The organism is Pseudomonas cuatrocienegasensis, from assembly GCF_900110925.1.
In the GTDB taxonomy this organism is placed as follows: Bacteria; Pseudomonadota; Gammaproteobacteria; order Pseudomonadales; family Pseudomonadaceae; genus Aquipseudomonas; species Aquipseudomonas cuatrocienegasensis.
The window spans coordinates 399,281-423,931 of sequence record NZ_FOFP01000002.1; the positions used below are offsets into that span (position 1 = coordinate 399,281).

General features: G+C 61.0%; 26 protein-coding genes. 18 read left to right on the forward strand and 8 right to left on the reverse strand.

Going from position 1 to position 24,651, the window contains the following annotated elements; genetic code table 11:
• The first annotated feature begins 195 nt into the window (after positions 1-195).
• From BMW49_RS04690 to BMW49_RS04735, 10 genes are all read left to right on the forward strand, one after another.
• Positions 196-612 (forward strand): DUF4398 domain-containing protein, encoded by a 417-nt coding sequence (locus BMW49_RS04690; protein WP_069516128.1) that lies wholly within the window; start codon positions 196-198, stop codon positions 610-612.
• 43 nt (positions 613-655) lie between these two features.
• Complete coding sequence (gene lptF / locus BMW49_RS04695; RefSeq protein ID WP_069516129.1) at positions 656-1,441, forward strand: lipotoxin F family OmpA-related lipoprotein LptF; 786 nt, start codon at positions 656-658, stop codon at positions 1,439-1,441.
• A 337-nt stretch (positions 1,442-1,778) separates the two neighbouring features.
• Positions 1,779-2,369 (forward strand): amino acid synthesis family protein, encoded by a 591-nt coding sequence (locus BMW49_RS04700; protein WP_069516130.1) that lies wholly within the window; start codon positions 1,779-1,781, stop codon positions 2,367-2,369.
• Positions 2,370-2,394: 25 nt separating this feature from the next.
• Positions 2,395-3,228 carry an alpha/beta fold hydrolase gene (locus BMW49_RS04705; RefSeq protein WP_069516131.1) on the forward strand — a complete coding sequence of 278 codons (834 nt, stop codon included), beginning with the start codon at positions 2,395-2,397 and terminating at the stop codon, positions 3,226-3,228.
• Positions 3,225-4,706 (forward strand): aldehyde dehydrogenase, encoded by a 1,482-nt coding sequence (locus BMW49_RS04710; protein WP_069516132.1) that lies wholly within the window; start codon positions 3,225-3,227, stop codon positions 4,704-4,706. Before BMW49_RS04705 ends, BMW49_RS04710 begins: the two co-directional genes overlap by 4 nt.
• A gap of 14 nt (positions 4,707-4,720) precedes the next feature.
• Positions 4,721-5,212 (forward strand): flavin reductase family protein, encoded by a 492-nt coding sequence (locus BMW49_RS04715; protein ID WP_069516133.1) that lies wholly within the window; start codon positions 4,721-4,723, stop codon positions 5,210-5,212.
• A gap of 9 nt (positions 5,213-5,221) precedes the next feature.
• On the forward strand, positions 5,222-5,611 hold the full coding sequence (locus BMW49_RS04720; protein WP_069516134.1) for a carboxymuconolactone decarboxylase family protein: 390 nt from the start codon (positions 5,222-5,224) through the stop codon (positions 5,609-5,611).
• 74 nt (positions 5,612-5,685) lie between these two features.
• Complete coding sequence (locus BMW49_RS04725; RefSeq protein ID WP_069516135.1) at positions 5,686-6,438, forward strand: GntR family transcriptional regulator; 753 nt, start codon at positions 5,686-5,688, stop codon at positions 6,436-6,438.
• Between the two features lie 4 nt (positions 6,439-6,442).
• On the forward strand, positions 6,443-7,006 hold the full coding sequence (locus BMW49_RS04730; protein WP_069516136.1) for an NUDIX hydrolase: 564 nt from the start codon (positions 6,443-6,445) through the stop codon (positions 7,004-7,006).
• Between the two features lie 28 nt (positions 7,007-7,034).
• Entirely contained in the window at positions 7,035-7,634 is a 600-nt protein-coding gene (locus BMW49_RS04735; RefSeq protein ID WP_244168305.1) for a DUF6630 family protein, read from the forward strand.
• A gap of 183 nt (positions 7,635-7,817) precedes the next feature.
• Here the strand turns inward: BMW49_RS04735 and BMW49_RS04740 are convergent, their stop codons facing one another.
• Positions 7,818-8,126 carry a DUF1330 domain-containing protein gene (locus BMW49_RS04740; protein ID WP_069516138.1) on the reverse strand — a complete coding sequence of 103 codons (309 nt, stop codon included), beginning with the start codon at positions 8,124-8,126 and terminating at the stop codon, positions 7,818-7,820.
• A gap of 74 nt (positions 8,127-8,200) precedes the next feature.
• Between BMW49_RS04740 and ribBA the strand changes: the two genes are divergently transcribed.
• The 7 genes from ribBA (at position 8,201) to BMW49_RS04775 (ending at position 15,984) form a co-directional block, all read left to right on the forward strand.
• Positions 8,201-9,322 (forward strand): bifunctional 3,4-dihydroxy-2-butanone-4-phosphate synthase/GTP cyclohydrolase II, encoded by a 1,122-nt coding sequence (ribBA, locus tag BMW49_RS04745; protein ID WP_069516139.1) that lies wholly within the window; start codon positions 8,201-8,203, stop codon positions 9,320-9,322.
• A 302-nt stretch (positions 9,323-9,624) separates the two neighbouring features.
• A complete protein-coding gene (locus BMW49_RS04750; RefSeq protein ID WP_069516244.1) occupies positions 9,625-10,647 on the forward strand; it encodes an ABC transporter substrate-binding protein in 1,023 nt (340 codons plus the stop codon).
• A complete protein-coding gene (locus BMW49_RS04755) occupies positions 10,644-11,567 on the forward strand; it encodes an ABC transporter permease (RefSeq protein WP_069516140.1) in 924 nt (307 codons plus the stop codon). Before BMW49_RS04750 ends, BMW49_RS04755 begins: the two co-directional genes overlap by 4 nt.
• Positions 11,568-11,573: 6 nt before the next feature.
• Positions 11,574-12,383 (forward strand): ABC transporter permease, encoded by an 810-nt coding sequence (locus BMW49_RS04760; protein ID WP_069516141.1) that lies wholly within the window; start codon positions 11,574-11,576, stop codon positions 12,381-12,383.
• 16 nt (positions 12,384-12,399) lie between these two features.
• The gene (locus BMW49_RS04765) at positions 12,400-13,542 is read left to right on the forward strand and encodes an ABC transporter ATP-binding protein (RefSeq protein ID WP_069516142.1); all 1,143 of its coding nucleotides are present in this window, start codon (positions 12,400-12,402) and stop codon (positions 13,540-13,542) included.
• 180 nt (positions 13,543-13,722) lie between these two features.
• Complete coding sequence (locus tag BMW49_RS04770; protein WP_069516245.1) at positions 13,723-14,733, forward strand: ABC transporter substrate-binding protein; 1,011 nt, start codon at positions 13,723-13,725, stop codon at positions 14,731-14,733.
• A 207-nt stretch (positions 14,734-14,940) separates the two neighbouring features.
• Positions 14,941-15,984, forward strand: a complete 1,044-nt coding sequence (locus BMW49_RS04775) for an LLM class flavin-dependent oxidoreductase (RefSeq protein ID WP_069516143.1) — start codon at positions 14,941-14,943, stop codon at positions 15,982-15,984.
• Between the two features lie 183 nt (positions 15,985-16,167).
• On the opposite strand, the gene BMW49_RS04780 is transcribed toward BMW49_RS04775, so the two are convergent.
• The 7 genes from BMW49_RS04780 to prfB form a co-directional block, all read right to left on the reverse strand.
• Entirely contained in the window at positions 16,168-16,470 is a 303-nt protein-coding gene (locus tag BMW49_RS04780; protein ID WP_069516144.1) for a PA3694 family proteiin, read from the reverse strand.
• Positions 16,467-17,345, reverse strand: a complete 879-nt coding sequence (locus BMW49_RS04785) for an alpha/beta hydrolase (protein WP_069516145.1) — start codon at positions 17,343-17,345, stop codon at positions 16,467-16,469. Before BMW49_RS04785 ends, BMW49_RS04780 begins: the two co-directional genes overlap by 4 nt.
• Entirely contained in the window at positions 17,342-18,088 is a 747-nt protein-coding gene (locus BMW49_RS04790; RefSeq protein ID WP_069516146.1) for a TIGR00266 family protein, read from the reverse strand. Before BMW49_RS04790 ends, BMW49_RS04785 begins: the two co-directional genes overlap by 4 nt.
• A 78-nt stretch (positions 18,089-18,166) precedes the next feature.
• A complete protein-coding gene (locus BMW49_RS04795) occupies positions 18,167-19,462 on the reverse strand; it encodes a flavohemoglobin expression-modulating QEGLA motif protein (protein ID WP_170829023.1) in 1,296 nt (431 codons plus the stop codon).
• A 30-nt stretch (positions 19,463-19,492) separates the two neighbouring features.
• Positions 19,493-20,044 (reverse strand): hypothetical protein, encoded by a 552-nt coding sequence (locus BMW49_RS04800; RefSeq protein ID WP_069516147.1) that lies wholly within the window; start codon positions 20,042-20,044, stop codon positions 19,493-19,495.
• A gap of 147 nt (positions 20,045-20,191) precedes the next feature.
• Complete coding sequence (gene lysS / locus BMW49_RS04805) at positions 20,192-21,694, reverse strand: lysine--tRNA ligase (protein WP_069516148.1); 1,503 nt, start codon at positions 21,692-21,694, stop codon at positions 20,192-20,194.
• A 60-nt stretch (positions 21,695-21,754) separates the two neighbouring features.
• Positions 21,755-22,850, reverse strand: a protein-coding gene (gene prfB, locus BMW49_RS04810; protein ID WP_139133782.1) for a peptide chain release factor 2 whose coding sequence is annotated in 2 segments (ribosomal slippage) — positions 21,755-22,777 and positions 22,779-22,850 — 1,095 coding nt in all. Because the reading frame shifts where the segments join, the coding sequence is not laid out codon by codon here.
• A 163-nt stretch (positions 22,851-23,013) separates the two neighbouring features.
• Here prfB and BMW49_RS04815 point away from each other — a divergent pair.
• The gene (locus BMW49_RS04815) at positions 23,014-24,651 is read left to right on the forward strand and encodes a GGDEF domain-containing protein (RefSeq protein ID WP_069516149.1); all 1,638 of its coding nucleotides are present in this window, start codon (positions 23,014-23,016) and stop codon (positions 24,649-24,651) included.

The window sequence follows — 24,651 nt, forward strand, 5'->3', positions numbered from 1 at the left end:
CCAAAGCGGTTCCGCTTCTATCACGACTGACCGACTCGACAAATTCTCTGAACCATTGCGAACCCCCTTCGGTCGGAAACTATGAGTCATGGCACATAGCCGCTGATTTTCAGCACCGCCTTGCCTGCTAAAGCAAGCGTGCCTCCCGAGCCTCTATAGCCGGGCTTTTTCCGAACTTTTTAAGGAGTTCCCCCAATGGAAACGAACAGCATGAAGACCCAGGCCAGCACTCGCGCCTCGACACCTATGCGCAACCTGAAATTGGCTGCATTGCTGATCGGCAGCAGCGTGATTCTGGCCGGCTGTGCCGGCAATCCGCCCACCGAGCAGTTCGCTGTGACCCAATCGGCTGTTAACAATGCCGTCAGCGCAGGCGCTACCGAATATGCGGCGGTGGAAATGCAATCGGCCCGCGACAAGCTCAAGCAAGCCGAGCTGGCCATGCACGACGAAGATTATGAAAAAGCCAAGCGCCTGGCTGAGCAGGCCGAGTGGGATGCCCGTGTAGCCGCACGCAAGGCCCAAGCCGCCAAAGCCGAGCGCGCGGTACAGGATGCCAACCAGGGCATCGAAGAATTGCGTCAGGAAGGGATGCGCAGCACCCAGCAGTAACCCTGCGACCTTCAAGACCTCAATTGATTAAGGATGAACCGCTATGCGTAAACAAGTCATGATCCCCGCCCTGCTCGCCCTCAGCGTCGGCCTGGCCGCCTGCTCGTCGCAGCCCAACGTCAATCTGGAACAGGCGCAGACCAACTTCTCCGGCCTGCAGAGCGATCCGCAAGCGTCCAAGGTCGCCGCCCTGGAAACCAAAGACGCGAGCGAAATGCTCAAGCGTGCCGAAAAGGCTTATCTGGACAAGGAAGACGAGGAGAAGGTTGACCAACTTGCCTACCTCACCAACCAGCGTGTCGAAGTGGCCAAGCAGACCATCAACCTGCGCACTGCTGAAGAGAACCTGCAAAACGCCGCTGCCAAGCGTGCAGAAGCTCGCCTGGAAGCGCGCGACGCACAAATCCAGCAGCTGCAAAGCAGCCTGAATGCCAAGCAAACCGAACGCGGCACCCTGGTTACCTTTGGCGACGTGTTGTTCGACCTCGACCGCGCCGAGCTGAAGCCGGGCGGTCTGGGTAACGTCAACAAGCTGGCTCAGTTCCTTCAGGACAACCCTGAGCGCAAAGTCGTTGTCGAGGGTTACACCGACAGCACCGGTTCGGCCAACTACAACCAGCAACTGTCCGAGCGCCGCGCCAACGCTGTACGCGCTGCGCTGGTGAAGATGGGTGTGGGCCCTGAGCGCATCGTCGCTCAGGGTTACGGCAAGGAATACCCGGTAGCTGACAACTCCAGCTCCTCGGGCCGGGCGATGAATCGCCGTGTGGAAGTGACCATCTCCAACGACAACCAGCCGGTCGCACCGCGCTCGTCGATGGGGCAGTAACTGATACAAGCAGTAAGCACACAGCCTATGTAATGGGCTGCAGCTAAAAAACGCCGCGATCCCCGATGGGAATCGCGGCGTTTTTTTTGCCTAAGATCCCGCCTAACCAGCAATTGCTCAGGCTATCCAGCACGACGCGACTCACGCCTAACCATTCTGATAAAGCCAGCCGCGCCGCGCCTCCCAACGACAGCGGTCGGCACCTCCTCTAACGCCCCCCAGGCAGATCTGTTCTGCGCGCCTTTAAGCGTTTGACTTGCAGCAACTGTATTATGGTATACCATAAGCCCATAAACACTTCCGCAGCACCCGTCTTTACCGCGCCTGGAGAACCATAATGGGCTTCGAGATTCGCAAGATCGTCAGCTACACAGAAGAGACCTTTATCGAGAGTGGCAAGGTTGCGGAAAAACCCGTGACCATGGCCGGACTCGCTGTGGTGATGAAAAACCCCTGGCACGGTCGCGGCTTTGTCGAAGACCTGAAGCCGGAGATCAAGGCCCATTGCTCGGCGTTGGGTGCCCTGATGGTCGAACGGTTGACCGCGCTCATCGGCGGTGCCGCTAACATCGAGGCGTACGGCAAGGCAGCGGTGGTGGGCGCCGATGGCGAAATCGAGCATGCCTCTGCGGTTATCCATACCCTGCGCTTTGGCAACCACTACCGCCAGGCGGTGCAGGCCAAAAGCTACCTGAGCTTCACCAACAAGCGCGGCGGGCCAGGCACCTCGATCCAGATTCCGATGATGCACAAGGACGACGAAGGCCTGCGCTCGCACTACATCACCCTGGAAATGCAGATAGAAGACGCGCCTCGCGCCGACGAACTGGTGATCGTGCTCGGCGCCGCTGACGGCGGCCGTTTGCACCCACGCATCGGCAATCGCTATAGCGACCTGGAAGAGCTGGCCGCTGAGCAAGCCCAGTGACCCGAAACGCGTGCAGGAGCTTGCAATGATTGGGCTACAGGCTGAGCGTACCCCGGCGGGTACCAGTTACCTGGTAGCAGGCCAAGGCTACCCGGTGGTGCTGATCCACGGCGTGGGTCTGAACAAAGAAATGTGGGGCGGGCAAATCGTCGGCCTGGTACCGCACTTCCAGGTCATCGCTTACGACATGCTTGGCCACGGTGCCAGCCCACGCCCACAGCCAGGGATCGGGATGGAGGGTTATGCCGAGCAATTGCACGAGCTGCTCGAGCATTTGCAGGTGCAGCAGGCCATGGTTGTCGGGTTTTCCATGGGCGGCTTGGTGGCGCGAGCATTTGCCCTGCATTACCCGCAGCACACACAAGCACTGGTGATTCTCAACAGCGTGTTCCAGCGCAGTGAGCAACAGCGCGCGAGCGTCGTTGAACGCACCCGCCAGGCGGCCGAACATGGCCCAGATGCCAACGCACAGGAAGCGCTGTCGCGCTGGTTCAGCCGTGAATACCAAGCGGCCAACCCGGCGCAGATTGCCGCCATCCGCCAGACCTTGGCGAGCAACGACCCCCTGGGCTACCTAACGGCTTACGAACTCTTTGCCACCCAGGACATGTACCGCGCCGACGACTTGACCAGTATCAAGGTGCCGACCCTGGTCGCGACCGGTGAGCTAGACCCCGGTTCAACCCCGCAGATGGCTCGGCAGCTGGCCGCGCAGATTGCCGACGCGCAGGTCGTGGTGCTCAAGGAGCAACGGCATATGATGCCGGTGGAGTCCCCGCGCCTGGTCAACCAGATGCTGCTGGACTTTCTGCAAACCGCCTGTCACCTGAGCCCACCGATAAAGGGAATAGTTGCATGAGCCTCGTCCGCTTTCAGATGTGCATCGACGGCCAGTGGGTCGACGCCGTATCCGGCGCGACCTTCCAGAGCTTCGACCCCTCATCGGCACTCGCCTGGGCCGAGTTGCCCGATGCCGATGAACGCGATGTCGAGCGCGCCGTGCAAGCGGCGCAGCAGGCGTTTGAGCAGCCGAGCTGGCGTAGCCTGAGTGCAACCGCCAGGGGTAAGTTGCTGCGCCGCCTGGGCGATCTGATTGCAGAAAACCAGGAGCAACTGGCGCAGTTGGAAAGCCGCGACAACGGCAAGCTGATCCGCGAGACCCGTGGCCAGGTCGGTTATTTACCGGAGTTCTTTCATTACACCGCCGGGCTGGCCGACAAGTTGGAGGGCGGCACCCTGCCCTTGGACAAGCCAGATATGTTGGCTTATACCCTGCATGAACCGCTGGGTGTGGTGGCCGCCATCATCCCGTGGAACAGCCCCCTCTACCTCGCGGCGATCAAGCTGGCGCCGGCCCTGGCGGCTGGCAATACCATTGTCCTCAAGCCTTCGGAACACGCCTCGGCCACCATCCTTGAGTTGGCTCGCCTGGCCCTGCAAGCCGGCATACCGCCCGGTGTAGTCAACGTGCTCACCGGCTTCGGTCCCAGCGCCGGCGCCGCCCTCTCCCGCCATCCTCTGGTGCGCAAGGTCGCCTTTACCGGCGGTGCTGCCACCGCGCGCCACGTCGTGCGCAACAGCGCAGAGAACTTCGCCAAGCTGTCCCTGGAACTGGGAGGTAAGTCGCCCAATATTATTTTTGCCGATGCCGATCTGGACAGCGCCATCAATGGCGCGGTGGCCGGCATCTACGCCGCCTCCGGGCAAAGCTGCGTAGCCGGCTCACGTTTGCTGGTGCAAGACAGCATCTACGACGAGTTCGTCCAGCGCCTGGTGCAACGCGCCCAGCGCATCCGCATCGGCAGCCCTCAGGACAACGCCAGCGAGATGGGCCCATTGGCCACGGCGCAACAACTGGCGGTGGTCGAAGGCCTGGTGGCCGACGCCCTGGCCGAGGGTGCGCGCCTGCGTTTGGGTGGCAAGCGCCCCACGCTCGACAGCAACGGCTGGTACTACGAACCAACGCTGTTCGAGTGCGACCGCAACTCGATGAAGATCATGCAGGAAGAAGTCTTCGGCCCCGTGGCCTCCGTCATCCGCTTCAAGGACGAAGCCGAGGCCCTGGCGATGGCCAACGACTCACAGTTTGGCCTGGCAGCCGGCATCTGGACTCGCGACCTGGGCCGAGCGCACCGCATGGCGCGGGATATTCGCTCCGGCATCGTCTGGATCAACACCTACCGCGCAGTGTCGGCCATGGCGCCAATCGGCGGATTCAACAACAGCGGCTATGGCCGCGAGAGCGGCATCGACTCGGTGCTGGCCTACACCGAACTGAAGACGGTGTGGATCAACCTCTCGCAAGCGCCCATGGCCGACCCCTTCATCATGCGTTAATGAGGACGCCTGACATGATCGATGCCGCACGCTACAAAGAAGTCATGGGTGCCTTCCCCTCAGGCGTGACCGTTGTCACCACGCTGGATGGCAATGGCGCGCTGGTCGGCCTCACCGCCAGCGCGTTCAGCGCCCTCTCGCTGGACCCCGCGCTGGTGCTGTTCTGCCCTAACTATGCCTCGGACACCTACCCGGTTCTGCGCGACAGCCAGCAGTTCGCCATCCACCTCCTGGCGGGCGACCAACAGGCCGAAGCCTATGCGTTTGCCAGCAAGGGTAAGGACAAAGCCCAGGGCATCGAGTGGTACCTAAGCGAACTGGGCAACCCGCTGCTGATGAAGGCCACGGCGATTATCGAATGCGCGCTCTGGCGTGAGTACGATGGTGGCGACCACGCCATTATCGTCGGTGCCGTGCAAAACCTGATCCTGCCGACAACCCCAGTCATGCCAATGCTCTATCACCGCGGCAAGCTCGGCGCCCTGCCTGAAATTGCCTGCTCCTGAGGAGGCTTGATGAACACTAACAAATACGCCAAAGGCCTGGAAATTCGCACCCAGGTTTTAGGCGAAGCCTATGTGAAGCAGTCCATCGCGAACGCCGATGACTTCAGCCGCCCCCTGCAAGAGCTGGTCACCGAGTACTGCTGGGGCCACGTCTGGGGGCGGGAGGGCTTATCGCTGCAAGAACGCAGCATGATAAACTTGGCCATGATTTCGGCGCTCAATCGGCCCCACGAACTGAAGTTGCATATCCAAGGCGCCCTGCGCAACGGCCTGAGTCAGGAGCAGATCCGCGAAATACTCCTGCAAGTCGGCATATACTGCGGCGTGCCCGCAGCGGTAGACAGCTTCAGGGTGGCCAAGGAAGCCTTTGCTGACTTCGACGCCAACGCCCAACCATAAACACCACGCCATGGCTGCGTAGCGTTGAGGGCGTCATGCTTGCCGACGTTTCAGTCATTTTCAGAGCGGACCTTATGAAACGCATGCCCCTCGACGACAGCTTCAAAGTCAACCACAACCCCATCACCCTGCGTGAAATAGTCCTCGAAAAACTGCGTGGCGCTATCCTCAACTTCCAACTGATGCCGGGTGACCGACTGGTTGAGCGAGACCTCTGCGAGCGCTTGGGAGTCAGCCGCACCTCGGTACGCGAAGCCCTGCGCCACCTGGAGTCCGAAGGGCTGGTGGAGTTCGCCGATGCCAAAGGCCCACGGGTGGCCATCATCACCCTGGCTGACGCCTGCGACATCTACGAGCTGCGCTGCGTACTGGAGGGCTTGATCGTCCAACTCTTTACCCTCAACGCCGACACCAAGGCCATCCGCGCCCTTGAGCGCGCGCTCGAGGAAAACCGCACGGCGCTGGAGGAAGGCGAGCTGCAGCAGGTGCTGGAGTCTGTGCAGCGCTTCTACGATGTACTGATGGAAGGCTCCGGCAACCCGATCGCAGCGACCCAACTGCGCCAGCTGCAGGCACGCATCAGCTACCTGCGCGCCACCTCGGTATCCCAGGCGAATCGCCGCGGGGCCAGTAACCTGGAGATGGAGCGCATCGTCGAGGCGATCAAGAGCGGTGATCCCCTGGCCGCTCACCAAGCTTCAGTGGACCATGTTCGCTCAGCCGCAAAAGTCGCCCTGGACTACCTCAAGGCCAAACAGGATGAGCCGAGCAACATTCGCGAGATCACGGTGCCCATCGCCCTGCAAGAGCCCCGCATAGGACGCTAACGGCATGCCCACCCTGCGCTTCTGCCCCTGCTGCGGCGCCGATGGGCTCAGCTATAGCCTGCCACCTGGCGATACGCATGCGCGCCTGAGCTGCCAGGCATGCGGCTATATCCACTACCAAAATCCGAAGATCATCGCCGGCTGCATTATCGAGCAAGACGGCAAATACCTGCTCTGCCAGCGCGCCATCCCCCCGCGCCCAGGCACCTGGACCCTACCCGCCGGATTTATGGAGCAAGGCGAAACCACCGAACAGGCGGCCTTGCGCGAAGTCTGGGAAGAAAGCGGCGTGCGGGCGGAAATTCTCTCGCCCTACTCTATCTTCAGTGTCCCGACGATCAGCGAGGTCTACATCATCTTCCGTGCCACGGCCCTGGAAGTGACCGGCCACTTCGGCCCGGAAACCCTCGCCTGCCACTTCTTCGCGCCCGAAGACATCCCGTGGCAGCACATCTATTACCCTGCCATCCAGCAGATACTCGAACGCTATATCGCAGAACGTCAGGCCGGGGTCTATGGCCTCTATATGGGCAGCGACGACAGTGGCAACGTACACTTTATCCGCTAGGGGCTGTTGAGGCGTGTTTGCGGCGGCGGTGGAAACTGAGATCAAGCGAATGGGAATTTGGGATCGGATTTTTGGTGGCAGCTTTAGCATGCCGCCACCAGAAGGCACTAACCTCAGCGACAGCGAATGCTTCAAGGCATTAAGACCGGAACTACCTCAGCAACGTCGGGCCTTGAAAGCGCTTCTCGAAGCTATATTAATCTGCACGCCCGACGCCGAGCGCAGCAGGCTGGTGCGACGCGCACTACGAAAGTTAGACAATGGGTACTGCCCCAGTGATGCTTTATACGAAGGCCTCGTTGAGGAAAAGCGCGGGCAAAAACTGAATGAGCTAGCACTAATGGCCTGTGACTTCCGTGGCTTCGACTCCTTCGAGTACCTCGCCCCGCACCTCGTTCGCGCGAGCGGCATCACAACGCCCTTTGTCTACTCAAACAACAGTCTGATGACTCTGGCCGAGGTCTTAACGGAATTTGACCTCTGGTTGAAACCCTACGGCCGACGCTATTTGCACCTGAATACTGGGGGCGATGAGTATGTAGGATTTATCGCGAGAGAAGAACGCGTAGCTGAGATCATCGTGCTGGCAAAAGAGGCAATGGTTCAGGTCAGCCTAGAGAATTTCTAGTGTCGTGCTAGCAATGATCTGTCGCGCTATCGCGAATAAATTCGATCCTACAAAAGTCTGGATCGCCCGCAAGCGGGCTCCTACAAGAAGCACCTCCCGCGCAGCCTGCCATTGACCGACAGTTAATGCTTGAGACGACGCAAGGTGTAGGCCTGGCCTAACGATTTTCCGCAGCAACCCCGCTCACACCATCCCCTCCACAGTCCCAAGCCCCTCCACCACAATCACTTCGACGATGGCCGCGCCCTGGCGATGTTGGGCGGCGTGTTGGTACTCGGGTGAGTGGTAGCACGCCAGCGCTTGCTCATAGGAGGCAAATTCGATCACCACGCTGCGTTGCGGGGTGCTTCGGCCCTCCAGTGCCTGCGCGCGCCCGCCCCGTGCCAGTAGGCGGCCGCCGTACTGGGCAAATACTGCTGGCGCACGGGCGGTGTATTCGCCGTATTGCTCGGGGTTGGTCACGTCGACCTGTGCGATCCAATAGCCTTTCATGGCATTCCCTCTGTTGTTAAATTTGTATTATGGTATACCAAAATACCATGACACATTCCAACGGGGACGCCGGTATGCCTTTTAATAGCACCGAAGAGATCATCGAGGATTTTCGCCAAGGCAAAATGGTTTTGCTGGTCGACGATGAGGACCGGGAAAACGAAGGCGACTTGCTCCTCGCCGCCGAGGCCTGTACCCCCGAGGCCATTAATTTCATGGCGCGAGAGGCGCGCGGCCTGATCTGCCTGACGCTGACCGACGCACATTGTCAGCGCCTCGGGCTTGAGCAAATGGTGCCAAATAATGGCAGCGCGTTTGCCACCGCCTTTACCGTTTCGATCGAAGCCGCCCAGGGGGTGACGACCGGCATATCTGCGGCTGATCGCAACCGCACCATAGAGGCAGCGGTGGCGGCTGATGCCTGCGCCGATGACCTGGTCCAACCCGGCCATGTCTTCCCTCTACGCGCCCGCGAAGGTGGCGTGCTGAGCCGTGCCGGGCACACCGAGGCCGGCTGCGACCTGGCGCGCCTGGCGGGCTTTAGCCCGGCTGCGGTGATCGTCGAGGTCATGAACGACGACGGCAGCATGGCTCGCCGCCCGGAGCTGGAGGCCTTCGCCGCGCGCCACGGGATCAAGATCGGCACCATCGCCGACCTCATCCATTACCGCCTCAGTACGGAACACACGGTCCGCCGTATTGGTGAGCGGGAACTGCCCACCGTGCACGGCACTTTCCGCCTGGTGACCTATGAAGACTGCCTCGACGGAGGCGTCCACCTGGCCATGGTGATGGGCGATATACAGCGCGATCACGCCTGCCTGGTGCGCGTGCATGCCCTGGATCCGCTGCGCGACCTGGTGGGCGCGGAATACAGCGGCCCGCCAGCGTGGACGCTTTGGGCCGCTCTGCAAAAGGTCGCAGCCGCAGGCAACGGCGTGGTGGTCGTGTTGGCCAACCACGAGTCTTCCCAGGCGCTGCTGGAACGGGTACCGCAGCTGACGCAAGCCAAGCGCCCATTCAATCAGGTCGCGTCGCGCAGTTACTCGGAGGTGGGGACAGGTGCACAGATATTGCAGGACCTGGGCGTGGGCGTCTTTCACCACCTGGGGCCGCCGCTGAAATATGTCGGCCTGGCGGGCTATAACCTGGAGGTGCTGAGCAGCATTCCATATGAGCCGGCACCTGCCAGCTGAGCATCAGCGGCCCTGGCTGCAGATTAATACCTTACAAATCAAAAGCTCCTGTGTACGACCTGGAAAAAGACAAAGAGATCGCGGTAATCGACCCTGGCAAAGGCTTGCAGAAAGTTTGGAATACCATAATATGACATTCCGTAGGCCGAGCTAATTGATGAAGCGCCCGCAAGGGAAAGTCCTAATAACAGCTTCCGATCTGGCCACCTTTTTAAGGCCCCCATGGACCTACTGCTCCTTAAAGCGTGTGTGGGCATACGTGATGCTCATGTGCGTAAACCACAAGAAAGAGGGCATTCATGATGGTGTTGAAAAAATCTGCATTAACGCTGATCGCAGCAGGGCTTCTGGGCATGGGCGTGGCCAACGCCGCTGAGCAGAGCATGAGTTTCGTCAGCTGGGGCGGTACCACTCAAGACGCCCAGAAAGAGGCCTGGGCTGACCCATTCACCGACGCCACCGGCATCAAGGTGCTGCAGGACGGCCCCACCGACTACGGCAAGCTCAAGGCCATGGTCGAAAGCGGCAACGTGCAATGGGATGTGGTCGATGTTGAGGCCGACTTCGCCCTGCGGGCCGCCAGCGAAGGCTTGCTGGAACCCCTGGACTTCAACGTCATCGCACGCGATAAAATCGACCCGCGCTTCGTCTCCGATCACGGTGTCGGCTCCTTCTACTTTTCCTTCGTGCTCGGTTACAATCAGAAACGCAGTGGCGATAAAGCCCCGCAAGACTGGAGTGCCCTGTTCGACACCACGACCTTCCCCGGCAAACGTGCACTCTACAAATGGCCAAGCCCTGGGGTGATCGAGCTGGCGCTGCTGGCCGACGGCGTAACGCCGGACAAGCTCTACCCGCTGGACCTGGACCGCGCCTTCACGAAACTCGACACCATCAAGAAAGACATCATCTGGTGGGGCAGCGGCGCACAATCCCAGCAGTTTCTGGCCTCAGGAGAAGCCGCTATCGGCCAGTTCTGGAACGGGCGGGTGCATGCCCTGATGCAAGAAGGTGCATCGGTTGGCGTGAGCTGGAAACAGAACCTGGTCATGGCTGACTTCCTGGTCATTCCCAAAGGTGCCAAGAACAAAGAGGCCGCCATGAAGTTTCTGGCCCAGGCCAGCAGTGCCGCCGGCCAGGCCGAGTTTGCCAACCTGACAGCCTACGCACCGGTCAACGTCGACAGCGTCAGCTTGCTGGAGCCTGACCTGGCCAGCAGCCTGCCCACCGCCCACGCCGCCGATCAGATCACGCTCGACTACGCCTACTGGGCCAAGAACGGCGCCGAAATCGCGACACGCTGGAATGAGTGGCTGGTGAAATGAAGATGGCCGCGCGCCCAACTCCGGCGGCGAACCTGGCAGCGCGCGCAAGTCGCGCGCCCACGGCCCAATCGCACAGTGGCGAGCAGGCGGTGCGCTGGCGCGGTGCAACGTACCTGCTACCCGCGCTGCTGTTCCTGGGTTTGTTCTTCCTCGTACCGCTACTGGGGTTGCTGCTGCGCGGTGTGCTGGAGCCAACGCCTGGCCTGGGCAATTACGAACAACTTTTTGCCAGCTCGGCCTACTCGAAGGTGCTGTTCAACACTTTCGCAGTGGCCAGTCTGGTGACTCTGTTCAGTCTGCTGCTGGGTTTCCCCCTGGCCTGGGCGATTACTCTGACACCCAATGGCTGGGGCCGCTGGTTGCTGAACATCGTACTGCTGTCGATGTGGACCAGCCTGCTGGCACGTACCTATTCATGGCTGGTGTTGCTGCAATCATCAGGGGTGATCAATAGCACCTTGCAAAGCCTGGGGCTGATCAATGAACCGCTGGCGATGGTGCATAACCTCACCGGCGTGGTGATCGGCATGAGCTACATCATGATCCCGTTCATTGTGCTGCCGTTGCAGGCCACCATGAGCGCCATCGACCCCATGGTGCTGCAGGCCGGCTCGATATGCGGCGCGAGCCCACTGCGCAGCTTCTTCAAGGTCTTTCTGCCGCTGTGCCGACCGGGCATTTTTTCCGGCGGTCTGATGGTCTTCGTCATGTCCCTCGGCTACTACGTCACTCCGGCGCTGCTCGGCGGGGCGCAGAACATGATGCTGCCGGAGTTCATCATCCAACAGGTGCAATCGTTCCTCAATTGGGGGCTGGCCAGTGCGGCAGCGGCCTTGTTGATCCTGATTACCCTGGTGCTGTTCTATGTCTACTTGAAGCTGCAAGCGGAATCGCCTGTGGCTTCCAGCACAGCGAGGTAAGTTGTCATGCTGCTATCGCCCAATGCCATGGGACGGCGCCTGCGCTATGGCCTGTTCTGCACCACGGCAATTATCGCGCTGTTTTTACTGCTGCCGATCGTCTTCATTGTGCTGCTGTCCTTCGGCTCGTCGCAGTGGCTGATTTTCCCACCGCCGGGCTGGACCCTGAAATGGTACGGCCAGTTCTTCGCCAATGAACAATGGATGACCTCCGCCCTGGTCAGCCTCAAGGTGGCCGTGCTGACTACGATCTGCGCACTCGCGCTGGGCCTGCCAGCTGCCTTTGCCTTGGTGCGCGGGCGCTTCCCTGGGCGCGAGCTGCTCTATGCACTGTTCACCCTGCCCATGATTGTGCCGCTGGTGATTATCGCGGTGGCGGTCTACGCGCTGTTTCTCAAGCTTGGCTACACCGGCACGCTGTTCGCCTTCGTGGTCAGCCATGTGATCGTCGCCTTGCCGTTCACCGTCATCTCGCTGATCAACTCGCTCAAGCTCTTCGATCAAGCCATCGAAGATGCGGCGGTGATTTGTGGTGCCTCGCGCCTGCAAGCCATCCTCAAGGTGACCTTCCCGGCGATTCGTCCAGGCATCGTGGCCGGCGCGCTGTTTGCGTTTCTGGTGTCATGGGATGAAGTGGTACTCAGCGTGATGATGGCCAGCCCGAGCCTGCAGACCTTGCCAGTGAAAATGTGGACCACCCTGCGCCAGGACCTGACCCCTGTGATTGCCGTCGCCTCGACACTGCTGATCGGCCTGTCTTTTCTGGTGATGCTGATCGCCGCCCTGCTGCGCCGACGCACGTCACCCACCCGTTGATCCCGAGGAGAACTGCATGAGTGCCGTGATCACCGATACCTCCCAGGCCGCCGCGACACCCTTGGTACGCCTGAGCAAATTGAATAAGCACTACGGCGACTTCGTCGCGGTGGACAACCTCTCGCTGGATATCCATGAAGGCGAGTTTCTAACCTTCCTCGGCTCCAGCGGCTCCGGCAAAAGCACCACCCTGTCGATGCTCGCGGGCTTCGAGACGCCCAGCTCCGGGGAGATCCTGGTGCAAGGCAAATCACTGATCAATGTGCCGCCGCACAAACGCGATATCGGTATGGTGTTCCAGCGTTACTCGCTGTTCCCGCACCTCTCCGTACGCGGCAATATCAGCTTCCCCCTGGATATCCGCAAACTCGCCGCCGATGAATGCGAGCGCCGGGTCGAGGCTATGCTCAAGCTGGTACAACTGGAGAGCTTCGCCCACCGCCGCCCTTCTCAACTCTCGGGTGGCCAGCAGCAACGGGTGGCGATTGCTCGGGCGCTGGTCTACGAGCCGCGCATTCTGCTGATGGACGAACCCCTCGGTGCGCTGGATAAAAAACTCCGCGAGGATTTGCAAGACGAACTGCGCCACCTGCATCGCCGCCTGGGCATCACCATTGTCTACGTGACCCATGACCAAGAGGAAGCCATGCGTCTATCCCAGCGCATTGCCATCTTCAGCCACGGCCGCATCGTCGGCCTCGGCACCGGGCAGACGCTGTACCAGAACCCGCCCAACGCCTTCGTTGCCTCCTTTCTCGGTAACTCCAACTTCCTCCAGGGCACCCTCACGGGCAATGCCTCGGTGCAGTTCGAGCAGCAAGCGTTAGCCATAAAACCGCAAAACCTGCCCCTCAACAGCGACGTGCTGCTTATGGTGCGCCCGGAAAAAGCCCAGGTGCTGCCACTGGACGCGCCAACGCCGCTGCTGACCGGCTGGAACGAAATAACCGCCCAGGTCAGCGAAGTGGTGTTCCTCGGTGACAGCCTGACCTGCAGCGTCGTGACCCCAGGGGGCAGTCGTCTGACCGTAAAAGCCCTGCCCCATGGTCAGGCACCGTTGCACAGTGGTGCTCAGGTGCGGGTGCGCTGGGCCGCGGCGGATGCCTGCGTGTACAGCGAATGGAATGCCGCCGACCTGAGCAAAAGCGCCGCACACTAACTCAAGCGGCGTCCTGCACAGTCATCCGCCAGGCAAACGTGGCCTGAGTCACACCCCCTCACGCCTTCAGGCCCATCGACCTACAGAAATATGGCATACCGGCATACAACTTGCGTCTTTCATTCGTTCAATCACAGAGCAGCCTCCCATGCACTGAATAGAGGATGAATGCGTATGAGTATGTCGTTGAAGGTTCGTCGGCTCGCCATCTGCTTGGCGTTTGTCTGCCTGCCCACCTACGCACAGGACCCTCTGACATTGGTCAGTTGGGGCGGCACCACCCAGGCAGCCCAGCAAAGCACCTGGGCCGACGGGTTCACCCAGGAAACCGGTATCCCGGTGCGCCAGGCGGGGCCCACCGACTACGAAGCGTTCCGCGCCATGGTGCAGAGCGGCGACGTGCAATGGGATGTGGTGGATGTCGAGGCCGATTTCGCCCTCAAGGCCGGCCGTGAAGGCTTGCTCGAACCCCTGGACTTGAAACAGGTCGGTCAGCGCAACATCGACCCGCGTTTCGTCACCATCTATGGGGTGGGTTCGTTCTATTTTTCATTTGTGCTGGGCTACAACAGTTCGCAACTGACCAGCGCCCCCGAGGGCTGGACTGCCCTCTTCGACACCCAGAAATACCCCGGCAAACGTGCCCTCTACAAATGGCCAAGCCCCGGCGTGCTGGAAATGGCCCTGCTCGCCGATGGTGTTGCGCCAGAGCGCCTCTACCCGTTGGATGTGGACAGAGCATTTCGCAAACTCGACACCCTGAAACCGCACATTCTCTGGTGGGGCAGCGGCGACGAGTCACAACAGTTACTGTCGAGCGGGCAAGCCAGTCTGGGGATGTTCTGGAATGGCCGCGTCCATGCGCTCCAGCAAAGCGGCTCGCCGGTGGCAATCAACTGGCAGCAGAACCTCGTCTCCGGCGATTTCCTGGTGATCCCGCGGGGCTCGAAAAATGCCGCGGCGGCCAAACAATTTCTCGGCTATGTCACCGCACCGCAACCTCAGGCCGACTTCGCCATCCAGACCGGTTATGCCCCGGTCAACCTGAAAAGCGCCGCGCTTATCCCCGCCAACCTGGCCAGCAACTTACCCAGCGCCAATACCGACAGCCAGATCACCCTGAACTTCAAGTTCTGGAGCAAGCAGGGCGATGCCATTGCCAAGCGCTGGTACGCCTGGCAAGCCGAATAAGCCCAACCGTTGTGCGGTCGCGCAGCATGCACAAGGAGTTGCAAGAATACAATATTATGGTATACCAGATAACAACATAAGCAGTGAGTGGCTACGTCCAGCGCGGGGCATTGCTGCCCAGGCAATGGGTAAATGCCGCCAGGATCACTCAGATCACGCCCCACCCGGCCACCCAGGCCGATGATTAATACTGCCGAGGTAAGCGTCATGAAGTTTTCGTTGTTCGTACACATGGAGCGCTACGATGAGCACAGCAGCCATCGCCAGTTGTTTGAAGACCTCTGCGAGCTGACCTTGCTCGCCGAAGCCGGTGGTTTCAGTACGGTGTGGATCGGCGAACACCATGCGATGGACTACACCATCTCGCCAAGTCCCATGCCGCTGCTGGCTTACCTGGCTGCGCGCACCCAGACTATCCGCCTAGGTGCTGGCACCATCATTGCGCCGTTCTGGCACCCCATCCGCGTCGCGGGCGAGTGCGCTCTGCTCGATGTCATCAGCAATGGCCGTATGGAAGTGGGGCTGGCCCGAGGTGCCTACCAGTATGAGTTCGACCGCATGGCGGGCGGCATTCCAGCATCATCCGGCGGCCAGCACCTGCGGGAAATGGTGCCGGTGGTCAAAGCCTTGTGGCAGGGCGACTGTGCCCATGACGGCGACATCTGGAAATTCCCCACCGCCACCTCCTCCCCCCGGCCCATACAGCACCCTCACCCGCCGATGTGGATCGCCGCCCGCGACCCTGACTCCCACGACTTCGCCGTCAAGCATGGCTGCAACGTCATGGTCACACCGCTGATGAAAGGCGATGAAGAAGTCCTCGATCTGAAGAACAAATTCGATACCGCCCTGGCCAACCACCCCGAAGTGCCTCGCCCACAACTGATGGTGCTGCGCCATACCCATGTACACAGCCCGCAGGAGCCGGACGGCTGGAAAGTCGGCGCCGAGGCCATCTCGCATTTTTACCGCACCTTCGATGCCTGGTTCGGCAATAAACAGACCCCAGTCAACGGCCTGCTACCGGCCAGCCCGCTGGAGAAGTTCAAGGACCGTCCCGAGTTCGAACTGCAGAACATCCGCAAGAACACCATGATCGGTACCCCCGCCGAAGTCATCGCACGGATCCGCCATTACCAGGAGCTGGGGGTCGACGAGTTCAGCTTCTGGGCCGACAACAGCCTGCCCCATGCCGAGAAGAAAAAGTCCCTGCAACTGTTTATCGAGCAGGTCATGCCGGCGTTTAACTAGTGTCGCGTCACCCATCAAATGTCGGTCAATGTCAGGAGCGCGGGAGGGACCGGGCGGCGCTCCGCTTTAGCCGCGATGCTTTCGGCGATTTCAAGGTCTATCGCGAATAAATTCGCTCCTACAGATAGCGACCTATCATTTTTGTCGCGACACGAGGCGCGCCCTCCGCGCCTACAGGCCGGATCACTCCTGATTGCAGCGCACCGCTTGCTTGCGCGCATCGACCAGCACACCGCTCAGCCCTTTCTGCTCCATGTCGAACAGCACCAGCACGCCATCGATACACTGCGCCACCTGGCTGGCGGGCTTGAGTGAGACTTTGTAGTCCTCACCGGGAATGGTCTTGAGCATGGTGAATTCGGACAGCAGCAAAGCATCCTCAGGCTTGGCGACATGCAGGTAGCCGTAGTAACCGAGCACCGCCACGGTGGCGCAGACACTGCCAATACCGGTGAGGATGAAGGGAATCAGGTTGCGTTCACTCATTGTGCACTCTCTACAGAAGGAACTTCAGCCAGACGCCGCAAGCCGGTAAAACCGTGCGGATCGCCCATAAACAGCAGCATCACCTGGCGCCAGGTCGGGTCGGCGAAGGTCTGCACGTGGCCACCGCGAGTCGGCTGGAACACCCGCGGCGGGGGCGCAGCTTGATACAAGCGCACGCCGTTGGAAAGAGGCACCACGGCATCGTCGATGCTGTGGTAGATCAGCAGTGGCAAGCCCTGCAAGCCGCCAATGGCCTGGATGGCGCTGTCGCCGTCGGGCACAAACCAGGACAGCGGCACCTGCAGCGGCCAGGTCAGCCAGGCGTTGCCGAGAGTGAAGCGCGCCACCTCGCGGTAACTGGCCGGCACACCGTCGAGCACCAGAGCACTCAGGCGTTCACGCTGCAGCCCGTGCTCAGCCAGGTAATGCACGGCAATCGCACCGCCCAGGCTCTGGCCGAGCAGCACCAGGGGCGTGCCTTGCACCTCGGGAGCAGTGGCCAGCCAGGCAAAGGCGGCGTCGACATCCTGGTAGACATCGGGCAGCTTCGGTGCCCCTTCGGACAGACCGTAGCCGCGATAATCCAGCATCAACACCTGATAACCCTGCTCAGGCAGCCAGTAACTGCCGCCCAGGTGGGTGGCCAGGTTGCCGCCATTGCCATGCAGGTGCAGCACCGTGCCTTTGACCGCCACCCCTGGTTTGGCCGGCAGCCACCAGGCATGCAAGCGTGTGCCATCGGCGGCCGTCAGTTGCACATCACGGTAAGCCAGGCCAGCGCGCTCGGGAGTGAACGGCAATTGCCGCTGCGGGTAAAACAGCAGGCTGCTGCAGCCCTGCAGCAACAGCAGAGCCAGGACCAGCAGCGCCCTCATTTGCCGCCCGCGCGAACTTCCTCGCGCGCCTTGAAGGTCGACTCATAGACCCGCGCCGCCAGCCGCGAAAACGGCAGGCTCTGAATCCATACCGTACCGCTGCCCTTGAGCGTGGCCAGCACGATACCCTCGCCGCCGAACAGCATGCTGCGCAGGCCACCCGACAGGGCAATGTCGTAATCGATGCCAGCGGTAAAACCTACCAGACAGCCAGTATCCAGACGCAGGGTTTCATTGTTGAGCTGCTTGCGGATCACCGTGCCACCGGCATGCACGAAGGCCAGGCCATCGCCCTGAAGCTTTTGCAGAATAAAGCCCTCGCCGCCAAAAAAGCCGGCGCCCAGGCGCTTGTTAAAGCTGATGCCCACCGAGGTGCCGTAGGCGGCGCAGAGAAAGGCGTCCTTCTGGCAGATCAAGGTGCCACCGATCTCACTCAGGGCGATGGGCACCACGGTGCCAGGGTAAGGCGCGGCGAAAGCGACCCGTGCGGGGGTTTTGCCGGCGTTGGAAAAATGCGTCATAAACAGCGACTCGCCGGTGAGCATGCGCTTGCCCACGCCCCACAATTTACCCAGCACACCGCTGGCCGAGCCATCGCCCATGCGCGTTTCAAAGCGGATGCCGTCGGTCATGTAATTCATCGCCCCGGCTTCGGCGATCACCGTTTCACCGGGGTCGAGGATGATTTCGATACTTTGCGCCGAAGCGCCGAGGATCTCGTAATCGAGTTGATGGCTAGGCATGGGGGAACCTTCGGTTAGCGGCAAGCTTCAATCGGCAAGTGGAGCAGGTAAACCGCTTGTAACTTGCCGCTTGCGGCTTTAAAGAATATTGGCGTAGTCGGCTTCGATACGGTCCAGGCTCAAGTGGTTGAGGAAGTTGGAGAAGCACATCCAGGCCGACAATGAGTTGAGGTCACGGAACTGCGGCGGCAGGTACTTGGGCGGCACCACCAGGCCCTCGTCGACCAACTGACGCAGGGTGCGCATGTCTTCCAGGGTGGTCTTGCCGCAGAACAGCAGCGGAATCTGCTCCAGCTTGCCTTTGCGCACGGCGAGCTGGATGTAGTTGTAAACCATGATGAAACCCTTCAAATAGGACAGGTCCTTGGTGAAGGGCAGCCCAGTCGGGCTGGAGCCGCGAAACGCGCGGCTGGCATTGCTATAGCTGTCTTCCAGGGTGAAGCCCTGTTCGCGGTAGAAGTCGCAGACCTGCACGAAGTCAGCGCCCTGCTCGGCCATATGGATGGCGCGAGTGCGGTTGGTCAATTTGCGCAGGCGACTGGGGTAGGAGGCGAAGGCGATCACTTCCATAAGGATCGCCAGGCCTTCCTGGGTCACGGTCGAGGACGGCGGCCCCTTGGCCAGGAAGGTGCAAATCGGCTGGTTCTGCCCGTTCAGGGTGGTCGCCACATGCACCAGCCCCTCGTGGACTTCCAGGGCCTTGACGTCGCGTTCGTTGAACAGCGCATCGCTGCGGATCTTGATGTAATCGGCACCGGCCGCCGCGTCGGCCAGAATACCGTCGGACTCGAACACGCGGATGGTGTCATCGGCTTCGCCGAACACCCGATTAAGTCGCTGCTGCAACAGCGCCACGGCATCCTTGGCAGTGAGCAGCTTAGGCTCGTCCTTGAGGTCGCCGCGCTTATCGATGTTGTTGAGAAAGTCGGAAAACATCACCCCCAGATCAGCCAGCGTCGGGTCGCCGGCATGGAAAGCGTCCGAGGCCGCGCCATAGAGTTCCTGGGAGATCAGGCCGAAGTCCTCGGTGCCGCGGGCTTCGAGCATGCGAATGACCATGCGGTACTCGCGGCACATGCGGCGCATGATCTGCCCCACCGGGTTGAACTGGCCGAGCAGGCGGGTGATGTCGCGCTCGATGTTCTGGAATTCGAGCTTCTTGGCCGTAGCATCGAACGCCAGCGGACGGTTGAGGTAGTAGTCGCGGTCCACGGCGGGCAACTCGCGGCCTTTGGCCTTGATAAACCCGCGGCGTACCGACTCGTCCCATTTCACCGCGTCCAGCACGCGAATCGGCGTTTGTGCATCGACGATACGGTCGGACAGCGCCCGCACCGTCAGTTGGTAGTCATCCAGCCCGGCAACACTGTTCATGGGCGCTTCAAGTCTCCTGGGGCGGCTGGCTCAGTCACCAGCACGTTGAAAACGGGCCACTTCGATAAACACATCGGCATTGGCCTGGTCGTCGAGGTAGGCAAAGACCTCATCCAGCGGGCTGGTGATGAGCACGCCATCGCCTTCGGACATATCCACGCTCTGCCCCTTCAAGCGTCCGGCCTGCATCTCCTGGCTGATGCGACCGACATCGAGGTTATAAAGAACCAGCTCATTGCCCGTGGTCAGTTCGAAGCCGGCAATGGCGAAGTTTGCCCCCAGGCTCTTCGGCAGGCCCGCCGAGAGGTACCAGCGGCGACCATGATGGGCAACGGTGAAGCCGTATTCATCGAGGCTCTCTTCGCTATCCGGGCTGTCGATCCAGGTACGTGCCTTGTAGACGTTGGAGCCGGCCCGACTGATCTGCAGAAACTGCTGCTCGCCCCACTCATTGGTGCGTGACCACTCGCCGAGCAGGGGGATAGGCGCCGCCTCGTTGGCAGGAATCGGATCGGTGAAGGTAACCAGGCAGCCACTCAGCAGCAGGCAGGACACGGCGACCAGTACGCGCCAGGCTTTCATTTCGCTCTCCTTGGACAAACACCCGACATGGGCCTCACGCGCGTGCAGCAGCACAGCGATAGTCCATCCACCTCAGGATAGCCGTCAAGCGCAGTGCATGACGGCCGTGATCAGGGCATGAAAAAGCCGCCCGAAGGCGGCTTGATTTCAACCCTGTGGACGCATATGCGGGAACAGGATGACATCGCGGATCGACGGTGAGTTGGTCAACAGCATCACCAGGCGGTCGATACCAATGCCCTCGCCCGCAGTCGGCGGCATGCCGTACTCCAGGGCGCGGACGAAGTCAGCGTCGTAGTGCATGGCTTCGTCATCGCCGGCGTCCTTGTCGGCCACTTGCTGCATAAAACGCGCAGCCTGGTCTTCCGCGTCATTCAACTCGGAGTAGGCGTTGGCAATCTCGCGGCCACCGATAAATAGCTCGAAGCGGTCGGTAACGCTCGGATCATCGTCGCTACGACGGGCCAGCGGCGAGACTTCGAACGGGTAGCGGGTAATGAAGTGCGGCTGCTCCAGCTTGTGCTCGACCAGCTCTTCGAAAATCATTACCTGCAGTTTGCCCAGACCCTCGAAGCCGAGCACCTTGGCGCCGGCTTTCTTGGCGATTTCACGGGCCTTGTCGATATCCTGCAGGTCCGCTGCGCTGATCTCCGGGTTGTACTTGAGGATCGAGTCGAACACCGACAGGCGCACGAACGGCTCGCCGAAGTGGAACACCTTGTCGCCGTAGGGCACGTCGGTGCTGCCGAGGACCAACTGGGCCAGCTCGCGGAACAGCTCCTCGGTCAGGTCCATGTTGTCCTCGTAATCGGCGTAGGCCTGGTAGAACTCAAGCATGGTGAACTCGGGGTTGTGCCGAGTGGAGACGCCTTCGTTACGGAAGTTGCGGTTGATCTCGAAGACCTTCTCAAAGCCACCGACAACAAGGCGCTTGAGGTACAGCTCCGGGGCGATACGCAGGAACATCTGCATATCCAGGGCGTTGTGGTGGGTCTCGAACGGTTTGGCCGCCGCACCGCCGGGGATGGTCTGCAGCATCGGCGTTTCCACTTCGAGGAAGTCACGCTGCATCAGGAAGCTGCGGATGTGCGCGATGACCTGCGAACGTACACGGAAGGTCTGACGCACCTCTTCATTGACCATCAGGTCGACGTAACGCTGACGGTAACGCTGCTCGGTGTCGGTCAGGCCGTGGTGCTTGTCCGGCAGCGGGCGCAGCGACTTGGTCAGCAGGCGCACGTCGGTCATTTCCACGTACAGGTCGCCCTTGCCGGAACGGGCCAGGGTGCCAACGGCGGAGATGATGTCGCCCATGTCCCAGGTTTTCACCGCGGCCAGGGTCTCTTCCGACAGGGTCTTGCGGTTGACGTAGACCTGGATGCGCCCGGTCATGTCCTGGATCACCATGAACGAGCCACGGTTGAGCATGATGCGCCCGGCAACCTTGACCACAATACCGGCCTCGGCCAGCTCTTCCTTGCTCGATTCGGCGTACTGTTTCTGCAGGTCGGCGCAGTAGTTGTCACGGCGGAAGTCGTTGGGGAAGGCGTTGCCCTGCTCACGGAGGGCAGCAAGCTTGTCCTTGCGCTGGGCAATCAGCTTGTTTTCTTCCTGTTGCAGTTGCTGCTGGTCGAGTTGTTGGTCGCTCATGTTCGTCAGGATTCCATCACGGTATAGTCGCCGCCCCTCTCAGGGCGGAACCAAAAGGTATTACAGACCTTGTTTGAGGCTGGCTTCGAGGTATTCGTCGAGGTCGCCGTCGAGCACCTTGTCGCAGTCGCTACGCTCGATGTTGGTACGCAGATCCTTGATCCGCGAGGCATCCAGCACGTAGGAGCGAATCTGGTGGCCCCAGCCGATATCCGACTTGGTGTCCTCCAGCGCCTGGGAGGCGGCGTTGCGTTTCTGCACTTCCTGCTCATACAAGCGCGCACGCAGCATCTTCATCGCGGTGTCCTTGTTGGCGTGCTGAGAACGTTCGTTCTGGCAGCTGACCACGGTGTTGGTCGGCACGTGGGTAATCCGCACCGCCGAATCGGTGGTGTTAACGTGCTGACCACCGGCACCGGAGGAGCGATAGGTGTCGATACGCAGGTCGGCCGGGTTGATCTCGATTTCGATGTTGTCGTCGATTTCCGGCGAGACGAACACCGCGGTAAACGAGGTGTGGCGGCGGTTACCGGAGTCGAACGGGCTCTTGCGCACCAGACGGTGCACGCCGATCTCGGTGCGCAGCCAGCCAAAGGCGTACTCGCCCTTGATGTGCACGGTCGCGCCCTTGATCCCGGCCACTTCGCCGGCGGACAGCTCCATGATGGTCGCGTCGAAACCGCGCTTGTCGGCCCAGCGCAGGTACATGCGCAGAAGCATGTTGGCCCAGTCTTGCGCTTCGGTACCGCCAGAGCCGGCCTGGATGTCCAGGTAGGCGTTGTTGGGGTCCATTTCGCCACTGAACATGCGGCGGAACTCGAGTTTCTCGAGGATCCCGCGCAGGCGCTCGACCTCACTGGCGACATCGTCGGCAGCGTCCTGGTCGTCTTCTTCAGCGGCCATCTGCAACAAGTCACGCGAATCGCCGAGGCTGCCCTCGAGGTCGTCGATGGTCTCGACGATCTGCGCCAGGGTAGCGCGCTCACGGCCCAGGTTCTGGGCGTACTCGGGGTTGTTCCAGACGTTCGGGTCTTCGAGTTCGCGGTTTACTTCGACAAGACGATCATGCTTTTGATCGTAGTCAAAGATACCCCCGAATGGACTGGGTGCGTTCGGACAGGTCCTTGATGCTGTTGAGGATCGGGTTGATTTCCATGGCTGGCAGCACTCGCAGGTCAAACTTTCGGAAAAGCCGGCGAGTATACCTTAACTACCGGGTCGCCGGCAGTGCGCAATCGGCGGTGCGGCGCAGCCCCTAAGTGCGCTGAGCGCTTATACTGCCAGGCAAAATCCTGCTTGCCTCTGGAGTTCCCCCCTGCATGCGCTCAACGCACAGCCTGCGCAGTCGCTTCGCTATCCTCATCGCCCTGCTGGTCGGCTCATTGACCTGGCTGCTCGGCACCCTGATGGGCAACGACGCCAGCGAGCGCATTCGCGAGGAGGTGGGGCGGGACCTGGCCGAGCTGTCGTACATGATGATCGACAGGCTGGATCGCGACATGGAAAGCCGCGCCGGCATGCTGCAGGTGCTGGGTCAGCTGCAAGTACTGGGGCAATCCCGCGACACAGCCCAGGTGCGCCGCCTGCTTGATCGCTTGCAGGCCGAATTCCCCAGCATTGCCTGGATCGGCCTGACCGATGAGGCGGGCACGGTGCTGGCATCCAGCAATGGCATTCTGGAAAACGTCAGTATTGCCCAGCGCCCGGTGTTTCTCGAAGGTAGCAAAGGCTTGTTTATCGGTGATGTGCACGAGGCGGTACTGCTGGCCAAGCTGCTGCCCAACCCCACGGGTGAGGCGATGAAGTTCGTCGATATCAGCTTGCCGGTGCACGATGCCGCCGGCAGTCTGCGCGGCGTGCTGGCCTCGCACTTGTCCTGGTCCTGGGCTGATGAAGTGCGCCAATCGATCCTTGAGCCGATCCAGCAGCGCCGGCATGTCGACTTTTTCGTTATCGGCAGCGACCGCACTCTGATCCTCGGGCCCAAGGAGCTGATCGGACAGCGCCTGCACCTGGCGGCCCTGGACGACCTCAAGCCCGGCGAGAGCCGCTGGGCTGTTGAGCAATGGCCAGATGGCACCGAGTACCTCACGGGCCTGTCTCTGAGCCATGGGCACAATGACTATGCCGGCCTTGGCTGGACGGTAATCGCCCGCCAGCCACTTGAGGACGCCTATGCGCCGGCCTACGAGGTCCTGCGCGCGATTCTGATCTGGGGCAGTGCCCTGGCGTTGCTATTTGCCTTTATCGGCTGGCTGCTGGCGGGCTATTTCACCCGTCCACTGCAGCAGATCGCCGACGCCGCCGACCGCCTGAGTGCCGGGCAGCCCAGTGCCATCCCCGAACTGAGTGGCACGCGAGAAATCGAACAGCTCAGCCAGTCGATCCGCCACCTGGTCGAGAGCCTGACAAACCAGGAAGCCGCCCTCGGCACCCTGGAAAACCTCGCCCACCACGATGCACTCACCGGCCTGCCCAACCGCACAGCCCTGGACAGGTTCCTGCTGCACGCCCAGCAACGCTGCCAGTTGACCAACAGCACGCTCGCTCTGCTCTACCTGGACCTGGACGGTTTCAAGCCGATCAACGACCGCTTTGGTCATGCCACCGGTGACCAGGTATTGCGCGAAACGGCGATTCGCCTGCGCGGCTGCCTGCGCGAAGGCGATCTGGTAGCCCGCTTGGGCGGCGATGAGTTTCTTATGGTGCTGATGGTGCCCACCGAGGACGCCCTGCAGCAGGCTGAACTGATTGCCCAGCGCACCCTTAGCGCGCTCAGCGCGCCGGTACGTCTGGAAGATCAACAGCTACAGGTCGGCTGCAGCATCGGCGGGGCGCTCTGGCCATTGCACAGCGAGCAGCTCGATGAAGCGCTGAAACTGGCGGATCAGGCACTTTATCGAGCCAAACACGCAGGGCGTAATCGCGTGCTGTTTCACTCGGGCCCGACCAGCTGA

What these genes read in the sequence shown, in the direction of transcription:
- BMW49_RS04690 (WP_069516128.1), top strand. Translation starts at nt 196, where the DNA reads ATGGAAACGAACAGCATGAAGACCCAGGCCAGCACTCGCGCCTCGACA.
- lptF (WP_069516129.1), top strand. Translation starts at nt 656, where the DNA reads ATGCGTAAACAAGTCATGATCCCCGCCCTGCTCGCCCTCAGCGTCGGC.
- BMW49_RS04700 (WP_069516130.1), top strand. Translation starts at nt 1,779, where the DNA reads ATGGGCTTCGAGATTCGCAAGATCGTCAGCTACACAGAAGAGACCTTT.
- BMW49_RS04705 (WP_069516131.1), top strand. Translation starts at nt 2,395, where the DNA reads ATGATTGGGCTACAGGCTGAGCGTACCCCGGCGGGTACCAGTTACCTG.
- BMW49_RS04710 (WP_069516132.1), top strand. Translation starts at nt 3,225, where the DNA reads ATGAGCCTCGTCCGCTTTCAGATGTGCATCGACGGCCAGTGGGTCGAC.
- BMW49_RS04715 (WP_069516133.1), top strand. Translation starts at nt 4,721, where the DNA reads ATGATCGATGCCGCACGCTACAAAGAAGTCATGGGTGCCTTCCCCTCA.
- BMW49_RS04720 (WP_069516134.1), top strand. Translation starts at nt 5,222, where the DNA reads ATGAACACTAACAAATACGCCAAAGGCCTGGAAATTCGCACCCAGGTT.
- BMW49_RS04725 (WP_069516135.1), top strand. Translation starts at nt 5,686, where the DNA reads ATGAAACGCATGCCCCTCGACGACAGCTTCAAAGTCAACCACAACCCC.
- BMW49_RS04730 (WP_069516136.1), top strand. Translation starts at nt 6,443, where the DNA reads ATGCCCACCCTGCGCTTCTGCCCCTGCTGCGGCGCCGATGGGCTCAGC.
- BMW49_RS04740 (WP_069516138.1), bottom strand. Translation starts at nt 8,126, where the DNA reads ATGAAAGGCTATTGGATCGCACAGGTCGACGTGACCAACCCCGAGCAA.
- ribBA (WP_069516139.1), top strand. Translation starts at nt 8,201, where the DNA reads ATGCCTTTTAATAGCACCGAAGAGATCATCGAGGATTTTCGCCAAGGC.
- BMW49_RS04750 (WP_069516244.1), top strand. Translation starts at nt 9,625, where the DNA reads ATGGTGTTGAAAAAATCTGCATTAACGCTGATCGCAGCAGGGCTTCTG.
- BMW49_RS04755 (WP_069516140.1), top strand. Translation starts at nt 10,644, where the DNA reads ATGAAGATGGCCGCGCGCCCAACTCCGGCGGCGAACCTGGCAGCGCGC.
- BMW49_RS04760 (WP_069516141.1), top strand. Translation starts at nt 11,574, where the DNA reads ATGCTGCTATCGCCCAATGCCATGGGACGGCGCCTGCGCTATGGCCTG.
- BMW49_RS04765 (WP_069516142.1), top strand. Translation starts at nt 12,400, where the DNA reads ATGAGTGCCGTGATCACCGATACCTCCCAGGCCGCCGCGACACCCTTG.
- BMW49_RS04770 (WP_069516245.1), top strand. Translation starts at nt 13,723, where the DNA reads ATGTCGTTGAAGGTTCGTCGGCTCGCCATCTGCTTGGCGTTTGTCTGC.
- BMW49_RS04775 (WP_069516143.1), top strand. Translation starts at nt 14,941, where the DNA reads ATGAAGTTTTCGTTGTTCGTACACATGGAGCGCTACGATGAGCACAGC.
- BMW49_RS04780 (WP_069516144.1), bottom strand. Translation starts at nt 16,470, where the DNA reads ATGAGTGAACGCAACCTGATTCCCTTCATCCTCACCGGTATTGGCAGT.
- BMW49_RS04785 (WP_069516145.1), bottom strand. Translation starts at nt 17,345, where the DNA reads ATGAGGGCGCTGCTGGTCCTGGCTCTGCTGTTGCTGCAGGGCTGCAGC.
- BMW49_RS04790 (WP_069516146.1), bottom strand. Translation starts at nt 18,088, where the DNA reads ATGCCTAGCCATCAACTCGATTACGAGATCCTCGGCGCTTCGGCGCAA.
- BMW49_RS04795 (WP_170829023.1), bottom strand. Translation starts at nt 19,462, where the DNA reads ATGAACAGTGTTGCCGGGCTGGATGACTACCAACTGACGGTGCGGGCG.
- BMW49_RS04800 (WP_069516147.1), bottom strand. Translation starts at nt 20,044, where the DNA reads ATGAAAGCCTGGCGCGTACTGGTCGCCGTGTCCTGCCTGCTGCTGAGT.
- lysS (WP_069516148.1), bottom strand. Translation starts at nt 21,694, where the DNA reads ATGAGCGACCAACAACTCGACCAGCAGCAACTGCAACAGGAAGAAAAC.
- BMW49_RS04815 (WP_069516149.1), top strand. Translation starts at nt 23,014, where the DNA reads ATGCGCTCAACGCACAGCCTGCGCAGTCGCTTCGCTATCCTCATCGCC.